Below are 21056 nucleotides of genomic sequence, written 5' to 3'. Positions count from 1 at the left end.
CGGGGGTACCGACTACGTCAGAATTACGCCAGTTCACCAGTCATCGTACGGAAAGCCCGACGGACCCCTCCCCATGTGCCGCAGGCGGGGGTTCCACGGCACGCAGGAGTGGGTCCGCCGGGCGGACCTGGTGGAGCTAAGCCGGGTCAGCCGGCGAGTGCGGCGACGGTCAACTGGGCGACCTTGGCGGCCGAGGCCGGGTTCTGGCCGGTGACCAGGCGGGTGTCAGCGACGGCGTGCTCGGTGAAGTTCGGGGCCTTGGTGAACTTGGCGCCGCGCTCCTCCAGCTTGCTCTGTAGCAGGAAGGGCACCACGTCGGTGAGGCCGACCGCGGACTCCTCGTCGTCGGTGAAGGAGGCGACCTGCTTGCCGTCGACGAGGTACGAGCCGTCGCTCAGCTTGAGGTTCACCAGGCCGGCCGGGCCGTGGCAGACGGCCGCTACGACGCCGCCGCGTTCGTAGATGCCAGCCGCGAGTTCGGTGAGTTCCGCGGAGTCCGGGAAGTCCCACATGGTGCCGTGGCCGCCGGCGAAGTAGATGACGTCGAAGTCCTCCGCGCTGAGTTCCTGCGGGGTGGGGGTGGCGGCCAGGGCATCGGCGGTGGCCTGGTCGTCGAGGAAGGCGGAGACGACGGCGTCGTCGCCAGTGATGCCGTCCTGCGGGGCGGAGCCGCCGCGCACGGAGACGTAGGCGATCTCGTAGCCGGCGGTGCGGAACACCTCGGCGGGGTGCGCCACCTCGGGGACGTAGAAGCCGGTCTTCCGGCCCGTGTCACCGAGCTGGTCGTGGCTGGTCAGGGCGAAAAGGACCTTCTTAGCCATGGTGGCTCTCCAGGTTGCGAGAAAACTCCGGCCAGGGAACTCCCGGGCCGCTTCCGATATCTCGGAATCTACGGCCCCCGATGACCCGCTTCAAATAATCAACCGCATCCCCCTCATAGAGCCATTTATGAGGGGCAATAAATCGCTTGCATGCTTCAATGGATCGGAACCCGAGGGGAAAGTGAGGCAATGATGCCTGCACAAGCGCCCACGCAAAGTCGGGGACTTATCGTCCTCACGAGCGTCGAACGGCTGCCAGGCGGTCGCCCGGCGGGGTTCTGGCTGCCGGAGGCCGCCTATCCGTGGCTGGCCCTCGCCACCGCGGGCTGGGACTACGCCTTCACCGCCCCGCGCGCCTCCACCCCACCCATGGGCGGAGTGGACCGTTCCGATCCACCGCAGCGGATGTTCCTGGAGGACCCGCTCGTCCGGGATCGGCTGGCGCAGACCGTGACACCGGACGAGCTCGATCCCGCCGACTTCGGTGTCGTGTTCGTAGCGGGTGGCCATGGCGCCATCGTCGACCTGCCCGAGGACGCGCATCTCGCCCGGTTCCTCACCGAGTTCGCGGCCTCGGGCGGAGTACTAGCGGCCATCTGCCACGGCGTCGGCGCCCTGTTGCCGGTCCTCAGGCCGGACGGGCGCCCGTTCGTCGAAGGACGATCCGTCACCGCCTTCACCCAGGCCGAGGAGCGCGCCGTGGGGCTCGACGGCGTCGTCCCGTACTTCCTCGATGAGGCGCTGACTGAGCGCGGCGCCCGGTACGAGGCGGGGGAGCCGTTCCGTAGCCATGTGGTCGTCGACGGTCGGCTCATCACCGGTCAGAATCCCGCCTCGGTCGTCGCGGTCGCGGCGCACGCCATGTACCTGGCCACCGGGGAATCCCTACCTGAAGGCTGGTCCCGGCGGGCTCCCGCATGGACCGAAAGGCGTCGGGCATCACAGGAATTGATTTCCTGATGAGCCACTTGGAGAATTTCGCGGCTAGGCTGCGTAAATGGAGCAACATGGCGGCGAATTCTTTTCACCGTCCGCACGGCCGAAAAGAATCGGAGGAAATTCCATGGCGATATATGTGGTGGCGCGTTGGCGCGCCAAGGACGGCGAGGACGAGCGGGTGGCGAGTCTGTTGTCCCAGATCGTGGCGGCCAGTCGGGCCGAGCCGGGCTGTTTGGAGTACCGGGCCGTGCGAGCACGGGAGGACCAGCGGGCGTTCGTGCTGTTCGAGGGGTACGCAGACGAGGCGGCGCTCGCCGCGCACCGGGAGTCAGCGCACTTCCGGACGTTGGTACTCGGCCAGGTGGTCCCGCTGCTCGACGAGCGGGACGTCACCGTCTGCACCGCACTCTGAGGCGGGCCCGACCGGGCACGGCCCCAGGCGGTCCGGTCCCTCGCCCGCCAGGGGTGAGGGACCGGACCGGGTGCGGCTGGGCCCGGCCTCAGGATGCGGCCAGCAACTCCACCACGTGGTGGGCGAGACCAGCGGCGGACTGCGGGTTCTGGCCCGTCACCAGCCGTCCGCTGACCACGATATGCGGCTGCCGGTCCGGGGCGCAGGAGTAGATGGCGCCGTCTCCCTCCAGCGCCTTCTGGAGGGAGAAGGGCACGACGGATTCGAGCCCACGCGCGATCTCGCCCTCGTGGGAGAACGAGGTGACGGCCTGTCCGTCGAGCAGCAGCCGCCCGCCGTCGAGCCGCACCCCCACCAGGGCCGCCGGGCCGTGGCAGAGCGCGGCGAGCACACCGCCGCTGCCGTACACCGTGCGGATGATCCGGTGCAGCGCCGGGTGGCCGGTGAAGTCCCACATGGTGCCGTGGCCGCCGACGAAGTACACGCCCCGGTAGGTGGTCGGGTCGACCTCATCGGGGCGGGGGGCGGTGTGGACCAGACCGCCGCCGCCCGGGTCCACGAGGAACGCCGCGTGGGTGGCGTCCGCCGGGTCGTGGCCGATCATGGGCGGCCAGCCGCCCCGTATCGAGGCGAACTCCACGGCGTGACCTGCCTCGCGCAAGATCCGCCAGGGCTCGACGGTCTCGCCCAGGTGGAATCCGGTCGGCTTTCCGCTGGTGCCGAGTTCTCCGTGGCTGGTGAGGACGAACAGGACGGTGGACATGCCGGTGCTCCCTGCTTTCTGGTTGCCTGGCTGGATTGCGGTTGTCTGGTGTGCGGCTGGCCGGTCTGGGGATGTGGTCTGTGCATCGAGGGCGGACGGGCGGGCGGCGGGACGGGCTCAGGGGCGCCGCCAGCGTCGACCGTCCCTGGCGAGCAGTGCGTCGGCCGCCGCAGGCCCCCAACTCCCAGCCGGGTACGGCTCGGGCGCGCCGGATTCCGCCCAATGGCGTTCGACCGGGTCGAGGACGCCCCACGACAGGGCGACCTCCTCCGCGCGGGGGAACAGCAGGGCGTCGCCGCGCAGTACGTCGAGGAGCAGCCGTTCGTAGGCCGCCGGGCTCGACTCGGTGAAGCTCGACCCGTACGCGAAGTCCATGGTCACGTCCCGGATCTCCATCGAGCTGCCCGGGACCTTGGAGCCGAGCCGTACGGAAACGCCCTCGTCCGGCTGGACTCGGAAGACCACCGTGTTCGGGCCGAGCCGCCGGGTGGCGGTGGCCGTGAAGGGCGAGCGCGGCACGTCCTGGAAGGCGACCGCGATCTCCGTGACCTGCCGGGCCAGCCGCTTCCCGGTGCGGAGGTAGAACGGCACGCCCGCCCACCGTCGGCTGTCGACCTCCAGGCGCACGGCCGCGTAGGTGTCGGTGCGGGAGCCGGGGGCGATGCCCGCCTCCCCGCAGAAGCCCGGCACGGGGCGGCCGTCGACCGCGCCCGGCGCGTACTGGCCACGCACCGCGGCGCGGGCCAGGTCCTGGGGCAGCCGTACGGCGCGCAGCACCTTCGCCTTTTCGGCCGCGATGGCATCGGCGCTGAAGGCGGCGGGTTCGTCCATGGCGGTCAGGGCGAGCAGTTGGAGCAGGTGGTTCTGGAGCACGTCGCGGGCGGCACCGACGCCGTCGTAGTAGCCGGCGCGGTCGCCGATGCCGATGCTTTCGGCCATGGTGATCTGCACGTGGTCGACGTACGAACGGTTCCAGACCGGCTCGAAGAGGGCGTTGGCGAACCGGAAGGCCAGCAGGTTCTGGACGGTCTCCTTGCCCAGGTAGTGGTCGACGCGGAAGACCTGTTCCGGCGCGAACGCCCCGTCGAGTACGGCCTCCAGCTCCCGTGCCGAGGCGAGATCGTGCCCGAAGGGCTTCTCGACCACGGCCCGCCGCCATGTCTGGCCCTGTTGCACGGTCAGTCCATGTCGGGCCAACTTCCTTACTACCAGTGGGAAGAGCCGGGGCGGCACGGACAGGTAGAAGGCCGCGTTGCCACCGGTCGTCGGCAGTGCGTCGAGTTCCTTGCGCAGCAGCTCGAACGCCGTGTCGTCGCCGAACTCGCCCGCCACGAACCGCAGCCCCTCGGCGAACCGTGCCCACACCTGCTCGCGGAACGGGGTACGTGCGTGGGCGCGCACCGCCTCCCGCGCGAGGCGCTCGAACTCCGTGCCGCCGTCCCGGGCGAAGCCGATCACGGGGAAGCCGGGTGGCAGCAGCTCCCGTTGGGTCAGGTCGTACAGGGCGGGCAGCAACTTGCGGCGGGACAGGTCGCCCGTCGCACCGAAGAGGACGAGGGCCGACGGTCCGGCGCGGCCCGTGTGCCGGTCGCCCATACGCCCGTCGCCGGCGCCGCCGGGGCCCGGACCTTCGAGATTCGGACCTTCGAGGCTCTGCTCTGCGGGACCTGGAGTGTCCGGGCTCCGGCGTTGAGCGCTCGGGTCGGGTGGGCGCCGGCGGTCGGGAGCCGGCGCGGTCGACAGCGGTGTCGGCAGGGATGTCGGCATGGGTGTCAGCCTCCGTGGTTCGTACGGTGCGGCCCGCAGCCATCCGATGCCCTGGTCAGCGGGGCGGCCGGAGGCGGGCGTGCGAGGTTCCTGCTAGGTGTCGTGTGTGGTGCTGGTGGCGCGGGCCCGGCGGGGAGTCACTGCGACGTGAGTCGAGTGGGACGGGCCCGCCGCGGTGGGCGGGATCGCGGCCAGTGTTGGGGCCGGGGGCGCGGTCAGAGCCAAGGCCGGGGCCCGGGTTGGGGCCGCGGCCGGGTTCAGGGCTTGATCTGGTGTCTGGGCCGGGGCCGAAGTCGGGGACGCAGCCTGCGCCAGGGCTTGGGCCGGAGTTTTGGCCGGTGCCAGGGCCTGGGCTGGGGCGGTGGCCCGGGTCGGAGGAGCGGCAGTCGAAGTCGACGCCCGTACGCGCGACGGAGTCAGGGTCCGAGTCGGGGACGGAGTCTGTGCCGGTGCCTGAGTTGGAGTTGTGTTGTGGGTCGGGCGGTCGTTGCGCGGGGTGCGGTGTTCGCCGTTGGTTGCGGGCGACGTGCTGCCGGGCTCCGGTATGGCGTGGCCGGGCGTGAGGGGGGCTGCGCATCCGTTGGCGGAGCCGTGCGTGACGCGTGTACGCGGCGCGAGCGCCGACGCCTGGCGGATAGGGCCCGGTGCCCTCTGGTGAGTGGCGGCCGGCGAACCAGCAGCAGCGGCAACGGTGTTGGCAGGGGTCGTATCGGCGGTGGCAGTGGCGGGACCAGCGAAGAGCCGGTAGGGGCTCATGGGAGTGCCTCCAAGGGGGTGGAGCGGGGGGCGTCGTCCAAGGATCGGATGACGGGGGTGTTCGCGCGGCGATGTAAGGGTGGGGCGACGAGGGCGTGCGTGCGTGGACGGGGCGGCGGGTCGCGATCAGCCGGACCACCACGCGGGTGCGCACGGGCGCGCGCGGGGCGCGGCGGTCCGTGGGGGCGCGGCTGTCGTGCGAGCGGGCAGGTGCAGGACGTGGGAGGGGCGGCGTCAGGTTCCACCGCGGGTGGCGAGCCGGTCCGTTGCTGCAACCGCGACCGCTGCGGCGAGGAGTGCGACGGCCAGTACGGTGCCGACCGCGTGGTACGAGCCGGCGGCGGCGAGGTTCTGGCCGAGCGATGCGCCGAGGAAGAGTACGGCCGTGTTGCAGGAGACGGCCGCTCCCCTGGCGTGCGGTACGAGGTGGTGCAACAGCCCCACCAGACCGGGCACCACGAGGCCGATCCCGGCGACGAAGACCACGCTGCCGGCGACCAGCACCGCGGGGGCCGCCGTGACCTGGGCGAGGAGCAGGCCGCCGAGCGCGGTCAGGTATCCGGTGACGGACAGGAAGCGGGGGCCGCGGGCGCCCGCGTACCGGCTCACCAACGGGGCCGCGAGGAGCCCGAGCGCTCCGACGGCCTGTACGCCGAGCAGCTCGGCGCTGGAGTAGCCGTGTTCCGCGGTGAGGTGGTCGCCGAGCACCGCGTACAGGGCGACGAAGCTGCCGAAGACGGCAGGCGCGGCGCAGAACACCGCGAGCACGGCGGGTGTCCGCAGCAGCCGGCCCATAGTGCGGAGCACGCTGCCGACGCCGCCTGCCGAGGCGGCCGGGACGGCCGGGGGCGCCTGGGCAGACCTGCCAAATTCGCCTGGTCCGCCAGGCTCGCCAGACCGATCAGGCTTGCCAAGCCGGTCAGGTCCGTGAGGCCCATCAGACCCCACAGGACGAGCAGACGCACCAGCCCCTTCGCCTCCACGGGGCTGATCAGGCCCACCGGGCCGAGCGGATCCACGAGACCCGCCAGCCCCACCGGAACGAGCAGACCCGCCAACCCGACCCGCCGGGGCCTTTGGAGTTACCTGGACCACCTGAGCCTCCGAGCCCGCGGACGCGGTCCCGCCCACCGGGGCTGCCGGTGCTACTGGTGCTACTGGAGCTACTGGAGCTACCGAGCCCACCGGGTCAACGCTCAGCAGCCGCTGCAAAAGTGGGGCCGCCACCAGATAGACGATCGCGGCCGGCCAGAAGGCGGCGCGCCAGGCGCCCTGACCGGCCACGGCCTGACCGAACGCCTGGCCGGCGAGCCCGGCGCCGAGCAGCCCGGTGGTGAGCACCGACAGGGCGAGCGGTCGGCGCGCTGCGGGGGCGCGTTCGGCGACATAGGCGAGCGCGACGGGCGCGAACGTGGCGGCGGCGAGCCCCTGGAGCGCGCGCAGTGCGAGGAACCAGCCGTACGAGGGGGCGAGGGGGACCAAGGCGGAGGCCGCGGCCAGTGCCAGCGCGCCGGCGACCAGTACCGGGCGACGGCCGTACCGGTCGGACAGCGGTCCGAAGAGCAGGAAGCCGAGCGCGTACGTGAGGGAGAAGGCGCTGCCCGTCCAGGCGGCGGCGTCCGGGCCGACGTCGTAGAAGTCGCCGACCGGGTCCGCCAGCGGGATTGCGAGGTACAACTGCGCCGGGATCGCCGCCGCCAGCACGGCCAGCAACACGAGTTGGGCGACGAAGCCCGTACGCGAGCCGGTAGGACCAGCGGGACCAGCAGGAGGAGTGGGATCGGCAAGAGGCGCCGCATGAACGGCGGCAGCGGTAGCGGCGCCCGCGGCGGCACGATCGGCAGGGGCGCGACCGGGAGGGGCGAGCGGGGCGGTGGGGGCGGGAGAGGTGGCGGGAACGGTGGAGCCGGTCGGAGTTCCGGAACCGGCAGGAGCGGCAGGGCCGGTAGGAACGGCAAGGCCGGCGGGAGCAGCGGGTCCTGTGGAGCCGACGGTGCCTACAGGACCAACAGAAGCGGCAGAGCTGGCGGGCGCAGCGGAGCCAACCGGGCCCGCAGAGCCAACAGGGCCAGTCGATCCAGTCGAACCAGACGGGTCCGTCGGGGCAGTCGGGGCAGTCGGGGCAACGGGAGCGTCGGGTTTGGGCGGGGGTGTGGTCAGTGGGTCGAGCGTGGTCATGGACGTCAGCTCCGGTGAGGGTGGGTCGGTGCGCGGTTTCGGGCAGCACCGAGGGGCCCGGGGCGCCGAGGAGGCGTCCCGGGCCGCGCGGTGGGCCGGGGCTCCCTATGCCGCGGCGGGCGCGGCCGGTACCAGTGCCGCCACCTCGTCGAGGTGCAGCGGCGTCAGGGCGAGGCGCTCGGCCTCGGCCCGGTGCTCCGGGGTCTGGTAGCCCCACTGGGCCCAGCGGGAGCGGGCTCCGGTGGCGGCCACCCGGACCGCGTTGGTGAGGTTGTCGTCGATGAACGTGATGCGTTCGACCGGGACGCCCCAGCGGGCGCTGACGTCCTGGACGGCCTCGGCCTTGGCGCCGGTCTCGCCGAAGACCTCGGCGACGGTGTCCCCGAGCCCGTGCCGGGCCAGGATGGCCCGTACGGAATCGGCGTCCTTGGCGGTGACGACGACGGCCGAGCCGTTGAAGCGGCGCAGCAGGGCGTCCATACCGGGGTAGATCGTGTGCAGTTCGAGCCAGAAATCGGCCTCTTCGGTGCGGAAGTGGTCACGGGCCGCGGTGGCGGCCTGTGTGAACGTCCGCACGGTGGCCGGGTCCAGGGAGGCGAAGAGCCGGTCGAAGTCGGCCTGCGAGACGATCGCCGACGCCTGCGGCAGGTGCGCGACGACGAAGTGGTCGAGCAGCCTGCTGTAGTCGCGCACCCTGCGGAAGCGGGTCACGAACTCTTCGGGTACGGCGGCAAGTTGGTCAGGACCGGGAACCGAGGTGTCGTGCGGGTGCATGCCCAGCCAGCTCACCAGCGCGCATTCCTCCAGGGCGTCGCAGATGACGCCGTCGAAGTCGAGTGCGAGCACCGAGGGGTCGGCCGCGGTGCGGGCCGTCATCAGGCGGCCTGCTGTTCGGCGGTGGCCTCTGCGGCGAGCTGCGCGGCGGTCTCGAAGACGGCGTGCATGAAGGCGCCCATGTAGCCGTAGTAGGAGCAGGTGATGATGTTGCCGTCGACGATGACGTCGCTGTCGACGACGTCGGCGCCGGCGTTGATGACGTCGTCGCGCAGGCCGATGTAGGCACAGGCCCGGCGGCCCTTGAGGACGCCGGCGGAGACCATGATCCAGGGACCGTGGCACAGGCCGGCGACGACCTTGCCGGCCCGGTCCATGCCGGCGACGAAGTCCAGTACGAGCCGGTCCTGCCGGACGCGGTCCGGGGCCTCGTGGCCGCCGGTGAGGATGACGACGTCGTACGACTCGACCGCGAGTTCCTCGAAGGGGATCAGCGGGCGGGCCGTCTTGTCCATGGGCAGCGGGATGCCGTACTTGCCGGTGACGGCGTCGCCGTTCTTGGTCGCGACGTCGACGTGCCAGCCCTCTTCGAGCAGCCGGTAGTAGGTGAAGACGACGTCGTGGTCCTGAAAGCCGGGGCCGGTGATGATGACCGCGTTGCGGGGCATGGTGGTGCCTCTCTTCTTTTCTGTGAGATGTCTTTGAGGTGTCTTTTGAATTACCTTCAGGGCGGCTTTCAGGCGTTCTTGCTGATGCAGAAGTACTGCTTGTCGGTCTGCGGCCGACGGTTGTCCTGAGGGTTTCCGGTGAGGATCTCCACGTCCCGTGCGATGACCCCGGAAATGTGCAGGGGAATGTAGAAGATGTCGTCCCCGCTGGGCCGGTAGAAGATGTCCATGCCGGTACGCAGCGCAAAGCGGAAGCGACCGTCGGGCGTCGCGGCCCGCATCTTCGTGTTGAGGAATGCGGGCACCTTGCGCATCGGGTGCTGCGGCTCTTCCAGGGCGGTGGTCTCGTACGGGGTACCGGCTCGGTTGTAGTCGTCCCGCAACCGGATCAGGTCGAACTTGTTCCGCGGGACCTCGACCTCGATGAGCTCAAGGGGCTGGTCACCGGTGTTGCGGGTGCCGTGGAAGGCGCCGGCGCCGATGCGCAGGACGGTGCCTTCACTGACCGGGATGTCGGCCCGGCCGAGGCCCGTGGTCACGCCCTCGCCACCGAGGCAGAGCAGATAGGTGAGCTTGCGCGGGTGCACGTGCACGGAGGTGCCGGCGCCGGGCTCGATGTGCAGCGACCACAGGTCGAAGAAGTCGTCGACGAAGGCGCGGTACTCGTATCCCCACGGCTTCGGAATGACGTCATTCAGGTGGGCGTCGTCGTCGAACTGTTCGTTCAGGGCACGCGCTCCGTCGCGGAGCAGTCGGTGCAGCTTGGCGATGTCGGCCCTTCCGGGATCGACCCGGACCGGATGGTGACTGGGTACGGCGGTCACGGTCGTGGTGCCGACCGGGCCCTCCTGCGTGACGGTCATTCTTCCCCCATGAGTATTTCGAACTTGCGATTTCACACCGGTCGAACCGGCGTGACTACAGAGAAGCAGGTGCCTGACTGATCGCTCAAATAAGAAAATTTTGACCGGGAATAAACGCTCCCCAAATGGAATTCCACATCGGGTTCGATTTAAAGCCGTACCACTCTCTTGGGGGGTCTGATCACGGACGCGGGTGGATCAGGGCGCGGACCGTGGCGCTCCCGGCGAAGCTCCGGTTGAGAGGGCGGGCAGCCGCCGGATCAGGGGCGCATCAGGGGCGGCGTCAGTGCCATGTGCGGCCGTCACTCGGGGGCGGGCGGCCATGTGCGGCCGTCACTCGGGGGCGGGCTCGCGTGGCCGTCTGGTCCGCTTCCCGCGGAACCCGGCACCCTCCCTCGGAACGGGGCCGATCAACAGTTCGCGGTGGGACCGCCGTCGGAGCGCGGGTTCAGGATGCGCCCGGGGCACCCGAGACACCCGGGCCGTCCGTACCGGCGCGCGGACCGTCCACCTCGGCGCCCGGGGCACCTGCCCCAGCGCTCGGGGCGTCCGCCTGGGCACGCGGCGCTGCTGCCGCTGCTTGGCCGCGGGCCGCCCGGCTGCGCAGCGGTGGCCAGCAGGCCAGACCGATGAGCAGGGCGAGCACATGGCCCCAGTTGGTGAGCGGGTCGGCGAGTTCGATCAGGTCCAGCGTGAGCATCGACCCCACGGCACCCAGCAGCGCCCATCGAACGCCGCGACTGAGCAGCCCGGCCAGCGCGCCCACGCTCGCCATCAGGCCGTAGCTGATCCCGTAGTCGAGCCGGTCGAGCGAACTGGGCGGCAGGTATCCGGAGGCGACCGACGCCGCGACCGGCAGTTCGGTGAGCAGCGTGGCCAGCACGTGGCCCAGCGCGAACACACCGGCCGTACGCCAGGCGCCCACCCGCCGTTCGAGGGCGGTGAGTACGAGGAGAAACAGCACGATGGAGGGCGACATGAGCCCGCCCGCGACCCACACACCGCTGGTCAGCAGGGCGAGCACCGGCCGGTGCCGCAGGTTGGAGGCGTCCGAACTTGACTGCTCCAGCGCCCCGTTCACCGCTCCCGGGTCGCCGAAGGCCACGAACAGGCCGGTGGCGATGAGGACGATGGCGTAGCAGAACGTGAAGGGGGTGCGGACGGGCGTCGGCACGGTGACGGCCAGCCGGTCGCGCCACCGGACGCCGGCGAGTCGACGGACGACGCCCCAGCCGGCTCCTGCTCCGACTCCCACGACTCCCGATCCCGCCCCCGCTCCGGGCGCCTCCGACCCCAAGGCCCGCGATGCCGCGGTGTGGTGCGGTGTCCGCGCCTGCGCCCGGTCTCGCCCCGATCCGCCCCCGGTCGTACGGAGCAGTGCGGGGCGGGACGCGGCGCCGCGCCGGGGCGGGCGGGCGCCGGGGGCCGCTCCGACCGGGCCACCGGCGCGCTTCCGGACGACGCGGGGAAGCTCGCGGGGGACGCCGCGGGAAAGGAGTGCGAAGGGGTACGGGGCGGCGCAGCGCGGCGGGGTCGCCGCCGGGGTGGGGTCGGCCTCGGGTGTCGGACCGTCCACGGCTTCGGTGGCCGCATCCGACCGGGTCACCCTCGCCCCTTTCGCAGAGCACGCGGCGGGGAGCCGCACGGCTCCACCCTCCGCCATCCGGAGGGCGCAGGCCCCAGGAAGAGAATGTGATCATCGTCACTATAGGCAACCGTGTGTGACCTAGCCGGCATCGCGCGGGGAACCGCGGCCGGCTGCCCGCCACCCACCGGCCCGCCGGCCTCCTCCCCCCATCTCGTTGGACCGACCCGGCCCGCTGTGGCGAAAATGGCCCGGTTCCCCCGCCCATCTCCCCGCCGCACCCCTCCGGAGGCCAGCACCATGTCCGCCGCGCCGTACGAGTCCGCGCCGTACGACATCGAGGGTCGGCCGGTGACCGTCGACCGCCGGGAAGGCCCGTACGGGGAGGTCGCCCTGCGGCGGCGCGGGCAGGGCACGGGAGCCGTGTGGGAGATCATCGCCAACGGCTGCTTCCTGATGGACACCTCCGACGGGCGCTCGGAGCGGCAGTTGATCCGCGCCGCACTGACCGCACTCACCACCGCCGCGCCCACCGAGACCGCGGCGCCGTGCGCCGGGGCCGATGCCGATGCCGACGCCTCCGGAACCGGCCCCGGCCCCGGCACCACCGTCTCGGACACCACCGCGCCGTACCCCACCACCTCGGACGCCAGCACCGCGGACGCTGCCCCCTCGAACGCCCACGCCGCGGACGCCCACCCCGCAGACACCCGCGCTACGACCCCGAGCACCGTGGACCTCGCCGCTTCGGAACCCGCCCCGGTCGGCCCCGTACGACCGGTCGAGGGGGGGGGGGGGGGGGGGGCCGGGCCGGCCGGCCCCCCCCCGCCGGGGGCGGGCCCCCCCCCGCCCCCCGGCCCACCAGGCCGATCGCCACCCCCCGCGGGCGCCCCCACTACCCGCGCTCGACGCGCGGGGGGGCGCGCGCGATGGCGAGGCGATCGACGCCGGAGTACGGACGGCCGAAACCGAGCGGGTCGCGGGGGGCCGGGACGGGGCGGACAACACGGGCACGGATGCCGGGGCCGCCGCCGGGGAGCGTCGCGCGTCGGGCGGATCGAGCGGCCGGCCGACGGTGTTGATCGGCGGACTGGGCGTCGGGTTCTCCCTGCTGGAGGCGGTGGCGGACGACCGGTGGGGCCGGATCGTGGTCGCCGAGCGCGAGCAGGCCGTGATCGACTGGCATCTGCACGGGCCGCTCGGCGCGTTGACGGCATCGGCCGTCGCCGACCCGCGGACCGAGATCCTCCGTACGGACCTGGTGGCTTATTTGCGCGGTTCAGCAGCGGGCAAGTCGACCACGGCGGGTTCCCCCGCGGACGGGCACGAGCCACCCCGGAACACCCCGCGCTCCCCGCAGACGCCGAACTCCCCCGACGCCCCGCGCTCCCCCGGCCCGAGCGGCAGCCCCGAAGGCGCGGAACATCCAGAACAGCCGGAACAACCCGAACAAGCAGGGCAGGCCGAGCGGCCGGAACAGTACGACGCGCTCTGTCTTGATATCGACAACGGGCCGGACTGGACCGTGACCGAGGACAACGGCGGTCTGTACTCTCCCGCGGGACTCGCCGCGTGCCGGGCGCGGCTCCGCCCCGGCGGGGTGCTGGCCATCTGGTCCGCGCAGCCGTCGCCGGCGTTCGAGGAGGCGTTGCGGAATGCCGGTTTCACGTCCGTACGGACGGAAGAGATCGCCGTTGCCCGAGGCGTCCCCGACGTCGTCCACCTCGCGATTCGCGGTGCGTAGCCGAGCCGCGCACACTGCGTTTACGCTGCTTGCCAGCGAATGCCGCCTGGGTGGCCGGGGATGACCAACCCCGATGCGCCAGGCAAGGGACAACGCAGGGGCGGGCAGATGGAGCAGACACACAACGGCCTCGGTGGCGCGGCGGGAGCCGCCAACGGGGCCAATGGGGCGCAGCGCCGGGTGCTCGTCGTCGAGGACGATCCGACGATCGTCGACGCCATAGCGGCTCGGCTGCGCGCCGAGGGGTTTCAGGTGCGTACGGCCGGGGACGGTCCGGCGGCGGTGGACACGGCCGAGGCGTGGCAGCCCGATCTGCTGGTGCTCGATGTGATGCTGCCGGGGTTCGACGGGCTTGAGGTGTGCCGGCGCGTGCAGGCGCAGCGGCCGGTTCCGGTCCTGATGCTCACCGCGCGCGACGACGAGACCGACATGCTGGTGGGCCTCGGCGTCGGCGCCGACGACTACATGACCAAGCCGTTCTCCATGCGCGAACTGGCCGCGCGCGTCCATGTGTTGCTGCGCCGGGTGGAGCGCGCGGCGCTCGCGGCGCACACGCCCCGTACCGGAATTCTGCGGCTCGGCGAGTTGGAGATCGACCACGCGCAGCGGCGGGTGCGGGTGCGGGGCGCGGACGTGCATCTGACGCCCACCGAGTTCGACCTGCTGGTCTGCCTGGCGAACACCCCGCGCGCGGTGCTGTCGCGGGAGCAACTGCTGGCCGAGGTCTGGGACTGGGCGGACGCATCGGGCACCCGCACCGTGGACAGCCACATCAAGGCACTGCGGCGCAAGATCGGCGCGGAGCGCATCCGTACGGTGCACGGGGTCGGGTACGCGCTGGAGACGCCGGCCGCGTGAACGGCGCGGCCGGGCCGCCCACCGGCCGCCCGCTCCGGGCCCCCGCCCGGGTCGCCGGCGCGGGCCCGTGACCAGCCGGTACGCGTACGGCAGCGTGCGGCTCCCCCACCGAGCGCCGCACTGACCACCAACGCGCCGGACCCCGCTCCGAGCACCAACGCGCCAGGCCCCGCTCCGCACAAACCCGCCACCAACACGGCCACCCGCCAACCCGGTCAGCGGGCCGCCAGCCCTGTCAGTCCACCCAGCGCCGCCAGCCCCGTCAGTCCACCCAGCGGGCCACCAGTCGGGCCAGCCCTACCAGTGCAGCCAGCGCCGCCCGCCCCACCGGCCCCACGGAGCCGTACGCCCCGAGCCCCGCCACCGCACCAGCATCAGCATCAGCAGCCACCAGCACCGGACCGCCGACGCGCCGGCCCCACCACACCCGAAGCCCCCGCACTCCCCGCACGGCTGACCTCGCACGACCGCCCCTGGCCAGCCAACGCGAACCCCAGCCCACGCACTCAGCCCCACCCCGGTCCGCCGAACCCGCGCCGAACCCGCCGCCCGCAGCAGACGACAGCAGCCTCACCCCCACCACCGACCGCCACCCGGCCCGCGCCGCCACATCGCCGTGGCGCACCGTTTCGGGTGGCTCTGTTACGCATCGCCCCAGCGCCCAGCCGTAGGTTCGCGCCCAGCCGTGCCCCAACGTCTTCGCTCACCCCAACCAGACCGCCCGGGCCCGGACCATCCCCGAGCCCGCCCCTCCCGCAACCGCTCCCCCGCCCCACCCCCAGCGCTACACAACGCAGCGCCCTGGACACACTCCGCACGCACTTCCCGTACCGAACGGCGAAAGGCCCCACGCAAACCCAGAACGCCTGCGTACCGGGGAGCGCGAGCGGTACACAAAGCGGTACGGACCCTGTAGGAAGCAGCGAGGAGCGACGCGCAGCGCGACACCGGCCCCGAACCCGCCCCCGAACCGAACCCGAATCCAGCCCCGCCCCCGCCGTGCAGGAACGTTGCACGACACGGCCCGCCGGGCCCAGCGAAGCCAGCCGGAGCCGACCGAGGCCAACCGGGCCCGACCGAAGCCGGCCGGGAACCAGCCGGAACCAGCCAGAACCGGTCCGAGCAGGCCCGGCCCGCGGGACCGGGAGCCACCGGCCCCAGGCCACCGGCCGTGGGGGGAGAAGCCGCAGGGGGAGAAGCAGAAGCAACACCGGCGGCCGGAGCGGAGCAACAGGCGCTGGCGCGGAGCAACAGGCGAAAGAAAAGAAGGAAAAGAGAGAAAACGGGCAGAGGGGTGCGCGGAAGAGTGGACGGAGGAGTGGGCACCGGGTGGACACGGAAGCAGAGCGGGCGATGAGCGAACGTAAGGGCCAGGTCATGGGCGAGGGCACGGACCCGGGAACGACCGGGAGCACGCACACCGGCCGGGGCGCGGGCCGCACCGCGCACACCGGCCGCGGCAGTGGCAGCGGCCAGAGCAAGGGCCCCGGCCGCACCACCAGCCACCCCAGGAGCCCCGGCCGCGCCCCGGGCCACCCCCGGCACCCAGGCCACAACAGGGGCCACGGCCCGGCCAGGCCCCGTACCGGACACGGCAAGGCCCCGGGGTCCAGCGGGCTGCCGGGGCGCGGCGGCGTGCGGGCCCGGCTGCGGGAGCGCGGCGAGGCGGCGCTGAGCTGGCTGTGGGAAGCGCTGCGCCCGCTCGACCCGTACCGCTCGGTGAAGGCCGCGCTCGGCGCCCTGGTGATCGTCTCAGTGATCATCACCACACTGTTGGTGTTCGTGGCGGTGCGTTCGGAGACCGAACTGCGCATCATCACGATCTTCTCGATCATCGCCTCGCTGCTGGTGACGCAGTTCGTCGCGCACGGCCTGACGGCCCCGCTGTACGAAATGACGGAAGTCACCCAGGCAATGGCCAACGGCGACTACACCCGCCGGGTGGGGGCGGCCGGGCGGCGGGACGAGTTCGGCGCGCTGGCCGCGTCCTTCAACCGGATGGCGGCCGACCTGGAAGCGGTGGACACGCACCGTAAGGAATTGGTCGCCAACGTCTCCCACGAATTGCGTACGCCGATTACGGCGCTGCGCGCGGTGCTGGAGAACGTCGTGGACGGGGTGTCGGACGCCGACCCGGAGACGATGCGGACGGCGCTGAAGCAGACCCAGCGGCTCGGCCGGCTGGTGGAGCAGTTGCTCGACCTCTCCCGGTTGGACAACGGGGTGGTGCCGCTGCGCACCCAGCGCTTCGAGGTGTGGCCGTATCTGGCCGGAATCCTCAAGGAGGCCAGCATGGCCAGCGGCGCGAGCCCCGGCTCGGCCGGCGCCCATGCCCGCGGCGACGTCCACCTCCACCTGGACGTGTCCCCGTCCGACCTCACCGCCACCGCCGACGCGGAACGGCTGCACCAAGTCGTGGCCAACCTGATCGACAACGCGGTCAAGCACAGCCCGCGGCACGGCCGGGTGACGGTGCGGGCCCGGTGTGGCGAGTCGCCGCAGAGCCTGCTGCTCGAAGTGCAGGACGAGGGGCCCGGCATTCCGCAGGCCGAGTGGCACCGGGTCTTCGAGCGGTTCAACCGGGGTGGGCCTGATCACAAGGGCCCCGGCAGCGACGGCGGCACCGGCCTCGGCCTGGCCATCGCACGCTGGGCCGTGGACCTGCACGGCGGTCGGATCGGGGTGGCCGAATCACCCCGTGGGTGCCGCATCCAGGTCACCCTTCCAGGCAACGTCCGGGAGACCCGTTGACGTATGGTCGGTGACGGAAGCGCGCATTCAGCGGAGTGCGGGCGCGGTGCGGCCTTGCCTGATACGGGTGAGACAGGGGGAACCTGGTGTGTTTCCCGCCAGTTCATGCCCTGAAACCCGTCGATCAATGTGATGTACGCGACGCATAGCCCGTGCGGCCTGCACCAAACGTCCCAACAGGCGTAGCCTTTATTTCCGCTGTCCACCACCTTAGGAAGCGGAAGAGGGCGGTTGCCGCCGTGTCGCCACAGTCCCCCAACACTTCGAGCATCTCGACCGACCAGGACGGGCCGGGGAAGACCCCGCCCGCCGAGTTCGGACCCAATGAGTGGCTCGTCGACGAGATCTACCAGCAGTACCTCCAGGACCCGAACTCGGTCGACCGAGCCTGGTGGGACTTCTTCGCCGACTACAAGCCGGGCAAGGACGGGGCGTCGGCCCCAGCCTCGGCGGGGGGTGTAGCCGCTCCGCCGGGCCCGGGAGCAGGGGCCGCTTCGAACGCTTCCGCTCCGGCCGCGCCGCAGCCGGCCGCGGGTGCCCAGGCCCCCGCGCAGCCCGCCGCCAAGCCGGCCCCCGCCGCGGCAGCCCCCCCGCAGCCGGCCCCCGCCAAGGCGGCACAGCCCGCGCCCGCCAAGCCGGCGCCGGTCAAGGCCACGCCCGCCGACCGGCCCGCGCCCAAGCCCACGGCGCAGCCCGCCGAGCCGAGCGCAGGCCCCGAGCTGGTGACGCTGCGCGGCCCGTCGGCCGCGGTGGCGAAGAACATGAACGCCTCCCGGGACCTGCCCACGGCCACGTCCGTGCGCGCGGTGCCGGTGAAGCTGCTGTTCGACAACCGCATCGTCATCAACAACCACCTCAAGCGCGCCCGCGGCGGCAAGGTGTCCTTCACGCACCTCATCGGCTACGCCATGGTGCAGGCGCTGAAGGCCATGCCGTCGATGAACTACTCCTTCACGGAGAAGGACGGCAAGCCGACGCTGGTCAAGCCGGAGCACGTCAACCTCGGTCTCGCCATCGACCTGGTGAAGCCCAACGGTGACCGGCAGCTCGTCGTCGCGGCGATCAAGAAGGCCGAGACGCTCAGCTTCTTCGAGTTCTGGCAGGCGTACGAGGACATCGTCCGCCGGGCCCGGGACAACAAGCTGACGATGGACGACTTCACCGGGGTCACCGCGTCGCTGACCAACCCCGGCGGCATCGGCACCGTGCACTCGGTGCCGCGGCTGATGCCCGGGCAGGGCCTGATCCTCGGCGTCGGCGCGATGGACTACCCGGCGGAGTTCCAGGGCACCTCGCAGGACACCCTGAACCGGCTGGGCATCGCCAAGGTCATGACGCTGACCAGCACCTATGACCACCGGGTGATCCAGGGCGCGGCCTCCGGCGAGTTCCTGCGCGTGCTGCACCAGCTCCTGCTGGGCGAGAACGAGTTCTTCGACGACGTCTTCAAGTCGCTGCGCATCCCGTACGAGCCGATCCGTTGGATGCGGGACATCGACGCCTCGCACGACGACGATGTCACCAAGGCCGCCCGGGTCTTCGAGCTGATCCACTCCTACCGGGTGCGCGGCCACGTGATGGCCGACACGGACCCGCTGGAGTACCGCCAGCGCAAGCACCCCGACCTGGACATCACCGAGCACGGGCTCACCCTGTGGGACCTGGAGCGCTCGTTCGCGGTCGGCGGTTTCGCCGGCAAGGCGAAGATGAAGCTGCGCGACATCCTGGGCGTGCTGCGCGACTCGTACTGCCGCACCACCGGCATCGAGTTCATGCACATCCAGGACCCGAAGCAGCGCAAGTGGATCCAGGACCGGGTGGAGCGCCCGCACTCCAAGCCGGAGCGCGAGGAGCAACTCCGCATCCTGCGCCGGCTGAACGCGGCCGAGGCGTTTGAGACCTTCCTCCAGACCAAGTACGTCGGTCAGAAGCGGTTCTCGCTCGAAGGTGGCGAATCGGTCATTCCGCTGCTCGACGCGGTGATCGACTCGGCCGCCGAGTCGCGGCTGGACGAGGTCGTCATCGGCATGGCCCACCGTGGCCGGCTGAACGTGCTGGCCAACATCGTCGGCAAGTCGTACGCGCAGATCTTCCGTGAGTTCGAGGGCAACCTCGACCCGAAGTCGATGCACGGCTCCGGCGACGTGAAGTACCACCTGGGCGCCGAGGGCACCTTCACCGGTCTGGACGGCGAGCAGATCCAGGTCTCGCTGGCCGCCAACCCCTCGCACCTGGAGGCGGTCGACCCGATCGTCGAGGGTGTGGCGCGGGCCAAGCAGGACATCATCGGCAAGGGCGGCACGGACTTCACCGTGCTGCCGGTGGCGCTGCACGGCGACGCGGCCTTCGCGGGCCAGGGCGTCGTCGCCGAGACGCTGAACATGTCGCAGCTCCGCGGCTACCGCACCGGTGGCACGGTGCACATCGTCATCAACAACCAGGTCGGCTTCACCGCCGCCCCGGCCGCGTCCCGCTCCTCGATGTACGCCACCGACGTGGCGCGCATGATCGAGGCGCCGATCTTCCACGTGAACGGTGACGACCCGGAGGCCGTGGTCCGCGTCGCGCGGCTGGCCTTCGAGTTCCGCCAGGCGTTCAACAAGGACGTGGTCATCGACCTCATCTGCTACCGCCGCCGCGGCCACAACGAGACCGACAACCCCGGTTTCACCCAGCCGCTGATGTACGACCTGATCGACAAGAAGCGCTCGGTGCGCAAGCTGTACACCGAGTCGCTGATCGGCCGGGGCGACATCACGCTGGAGGAGGCCGAGCAGGCGCTCCAGGACTTCCAGGGGCAGTTGGAGAAGGTCTTCACCGAGGTGCGGGACGCCACGTCGGCGCCGGCCCCGGCGGAGGTCCCCCAGCCGCAGGCCGAGTTCCCGGTGCACGTGGAGACCGCGATCTCCCAGGAGGTCGTCAAGCGGATCGCCGAGTCGCAGGTCAACATCCCCGAGCGGGTCACCGTGCACCCGCGGCTGCTGCCCCAGTTGCAGCGCCGGATGGCGATGATCGACGACGACACGATCGACTGGGGCATGGGCGAGACCCTGGCCATCGGTTCGCTGCTGATGGAGGGCACCCCGGTCCGGCTCGCCGGCCAGGACTCCCGGCGCGGCACCTTCGGCCAGCGGCACGCGGTGCTGGTCGACCGGGAGACCGGCGAGGACTACACCCCGCTGCTCTACCTGACCGACGAGCAGGCCCGGTACAACGTCTACGACTCGCTGCTGAGCGAGTACGCGGCGATGGGCTTCGAGTACGGCTACTCGCTGGCCCGGCCGGAGTCGCTGGTCATGTGGGAGGCGCAGTTCGGTGACTTCGTCAACGGCGCGCAGACCGTCGTGGACGAGTTCATCTCCTCCTCCGAGCAGAAGTGGAGCCAGACCTCCGGCGTCACGCTGCTGCTGCCGCACGGCTACGAGGGCCAGGGCCCGGACCACTCGTCGGCCCGCCCCGAGCGGTTCCTGCAACTGTGCGCGCAGAACAACATGACCGTCGCGATGCCGACGCTGCCGTCGAACTACTTCCACCTGCTGCGCTGGCAGGTGCACAACCCGCACCACAAGCCGCTGATCATCTTCACCCCGAAGATGCTGCTCCGGCTGAAGGCCGCGGCCTCCAAGACGGAGGAGTTCACCACCGGCGGCTTCCGCCGGGTGATCGGCGACCCGGGCGCCGAGGCGAACGCGGCGGGCGTGCGCAAGGTCGTCTTCTGCTCCGGCAAGGTCTACTACGACCTGGTCGCCGAGCGGGACAAGCGGGGTGCCAACGACACCGCGCTGGTCCGCATCGAGCGGCTGTACCCGCTGCCGGGCAAGGAGCTCCAGGCGGAGATGGCCAAGTACCCGGGCGTCCAGCAGTACGTGTGGGCGCAGGAGGAGCCGGGCAACCAGGGTGCGTGGCCGTTCATCGCGCTGAACCTGATCGACCACCTGGACCTGGGCGTCGGCGCCGACCTGCCGCCGGCCGAGCGACTGCGCCGGGTCTCCCGCCCGCACTCCTCGTCCCCGGCCGTCGGCTCCAACAAGCGGCACCAGGCGGAGCAGCAGGCGCTGGTCAACGAGGTGTTCGACATCTGAGGTCGCGGTGTGGGGGCCGCGCCCCCCCGGCCCCCCCCCCCCCCCCCCCCCCCCCCCCCCCGCCCCCCCCCCCCCAGGCCCCCCCGCCCCCCCCC

General features: G+C 71.7%; 15 protein-coding genes and 1 pseudogene. 7 read left to right on the top strand and 9 right to left on the bottom strand.

Annotated elements, in window-relative coordinates; translation table 11 throughout:
- Positions 1-146 precede the first annotated feature (146 nt).
- On the bottom strand, positions 147-821 hold the full coding sequence (locus tag AAHZ94_RS02800; protein WP_349990219.1) for a type 1 glutamine amidotransferase domain-containing protein: 675 nt from the start codon (positions 819-821) through the stop codon (positions 147-149).
- 189 nt (positions 822-1010) lie between these two features.
- Between AAHZ94_RS02800 and AAHZ94_RS02795 the strand changes: the two genes are divergently transcribed.
- Entirely contained in the window at positions 1011-1781 is a 771-nt protein-coding gene (locus AAHZ94_RS02795) for a type 1 glutamine amidotransferase domain-containing protein (protein ID WP_349990218.1), read from the top strand.
- Between the two features lie 103 nt (positions 1782-1884).
- Positions 1885-2172 (top strand): putative quinol monooxygenase, encoded by a 288-nt coding sequence (locus AAHZ94_RS02790; protein WP_349990217.1) that lies wholly within the window; start codon positions 1885-1887, stop codon positions 2170-2172.
- 88 nt (positions 2173-2260) lie between these two features.
- On the opposite strand, the gene AAHZ94_RS02785 is transcribed toward AAHZ94_RS02790, so the two are convergent.
- The 7 genes from AAHZ94_RS02785 to AAHZ94_RS02755 form a co-directional block, all read right to left on the bottom strand.
- On the bottom strand, positions 2261-2935 hold the full coding sequence (locus AAHZ94_RS02785; protein WP_349990216.1) for a type 1 glutamine amidotransferase domain-containing protein: 675 nt from the start codon (positions 2933-2935) through the stop codon (positions 2261-2263).
- Between the two features lie 117 nt (positions 2936-3052).
- Entirely contained in the window at positions 3053-4531 is a 1479-nt protein-coding gene (zwf, locus tag AAHZ94_RS02780) for a glucose-6-phosphate dehydrogenase (protein ID WP_349990228.1), read from the bottom strand.
- A 1161-nt stretch (positions 4532-5692) separates the two neighbouring features.
- Positions 5693-7174 (bottom strand): MFS transporter, encoded by a 1482-nt coding sequence (locus AAHZ94_RS02775; protein ID WP_349990215.1) that lies wholly within the window; start codon positions 7172-7174, stop codon positions 5693-5695.
- 567 nt (positions 7175-7741) lie between these two features.
- Complete coding sequence (locus tag AAHZ94_RS02770; protein WP_349990214.1) at positions 7742-8512, bottom strand: HAD family hydrolase; 771 nt, start codon at positions 8510-8512, stop codon at positions 7742-7744.
- Positions 8512-9078 carry a DJ-1/PfpI family protein gene (locus tag AAHZ94_RS02765; RefSeq protein ID WP_349990213.1) on the bottom strand — a complete coding sequence of 189 codons (567 nt, stop codon included), beginning with the start codon at positions 9076-9078 and terminating at the stop codon, positions 8512-8514. Before AAHZ94_RS02765 ends, AAHZ94_RS02770 begins: the two co-directional genes overlap by 1 nt.
- A 68-nt stretch (positions 9079-9146) precedes the next feature.
- Positions 9147-9941, bottom strand: coding sequence for a cupin domain-containing protein (locus AAHZ94_RS02760; RefSeq protein ID WP_349990212.1), 795 nt, complete (start codon positions 9939-9941; stop codon positions 9147-9149).
- A 448-nt stretch (positions 9942-10389) separates the two neighbouring features.
- The gene (locus AAHZ94_RS02755) at positions 10390-11196 is read right to left on the bottom strand and encodes a rhomboid-like protein (protein WP_349990211.1); all 807 of its coding nucleotides are present in this window, start codon (positions 11194-11196) and stop codon (positions 10390-10392) included.
- 630 nt (positions 11197-11826) lie between these two features.
- Between AAHZ94_RS02755 and AAHZ94_RS02750 the strand changes: the two are divergent.
- From AAHZ94_RS02750 to AAHZ94_RS02740, 3 genes and pseudogenes are all read left to right on the top strand, one after another.
- Positions 11827-12042, top strand: a pseudogene (locus tag AAHZ94_RS02750) (spermidine synthase); the annotation flags it as partial.
- 559 nt (positions 12043-12601) lie between these two features.
- A complete protein-coding gene (locus AAHZ94_RS02745) occupies positions 12602-13270 on the top strand; it encodes a spermidine synthase (protein ID WP_502964567.1) in 669 nt (222 codons plus the stop codon).
- 108 nt (positions 13271-13378) lie between these two features.
- Positions 13379-14128 (top strand): response regulator transcription factor, encoded by a 750-nt coding sequence (locus AAHZ94_RS02740; RefSeq protein WP_349990209.1) that lies wholly within the window; start codon positions 13379-13381, stop codon positions 14126-14128.
- Positions 14129-14390: 262 nt separating this feature from the next.
- On the opposite strand, the gene AAHZ94_RS02735 is transcribed toward AAHZ94_RS02740, so the two are convergent.
- Positions 14391-14570, bottom strand: a complete 180-nt coding sequence (locus AAHZ94_RS02735; RefSeq protein ID WP_349990208.1) for a hypothetical protein — start codon at positions 14568-14570, stop codon at positions 14391-14393.
- Between the two features lie 911 nt (positions 14571-15481).
- Between AAHZ94_RS02735 and AAHZ94_RS02730 the strand changes: the two genes are divergently transcribed.
- Positions 15482-16879 (top strand): sensor histidine kinase, encoded by a 1398-nt coding sequence (locus tag AAHZ94_RS02730; RefSeq protein ID WP_349990207.1) that lies wholly within the window; start codon positions 15482-15484, stop codon positions 16877-16879.
- Positions 16880-17118: 239 nt separating this feature from the next.
- Positions 17119-20961, top strand: coding sequence for a multifunctional oxoglutarate decarboxylase/oxoglutarate dehydrogenase thiamine pyrophosphate-binding subunit/dihydrolipoyllysine-residue succinyltransferase subunit (locus tag AAHZ94_RS02725; protein WP_349990206.1), 3843 nt, complete (start codon positions 17119-17121; stop codon positions 20959-20961).
- Positions 20962-21056: the final 95 nt, after the last annotated feature.

Origin of the sequence: Streptomyces sp. HSW2009 (assembly GCF_040240285.1) — a bacterium.
Lineage (GTDB): Bacteria > Actinomycetota > Actinomycetes > Streptomycetales > Streptomycetaceae > Streptomyces.
This window is presented reverse-complemented; position numbering and strand designations above follow the sequence as displayed.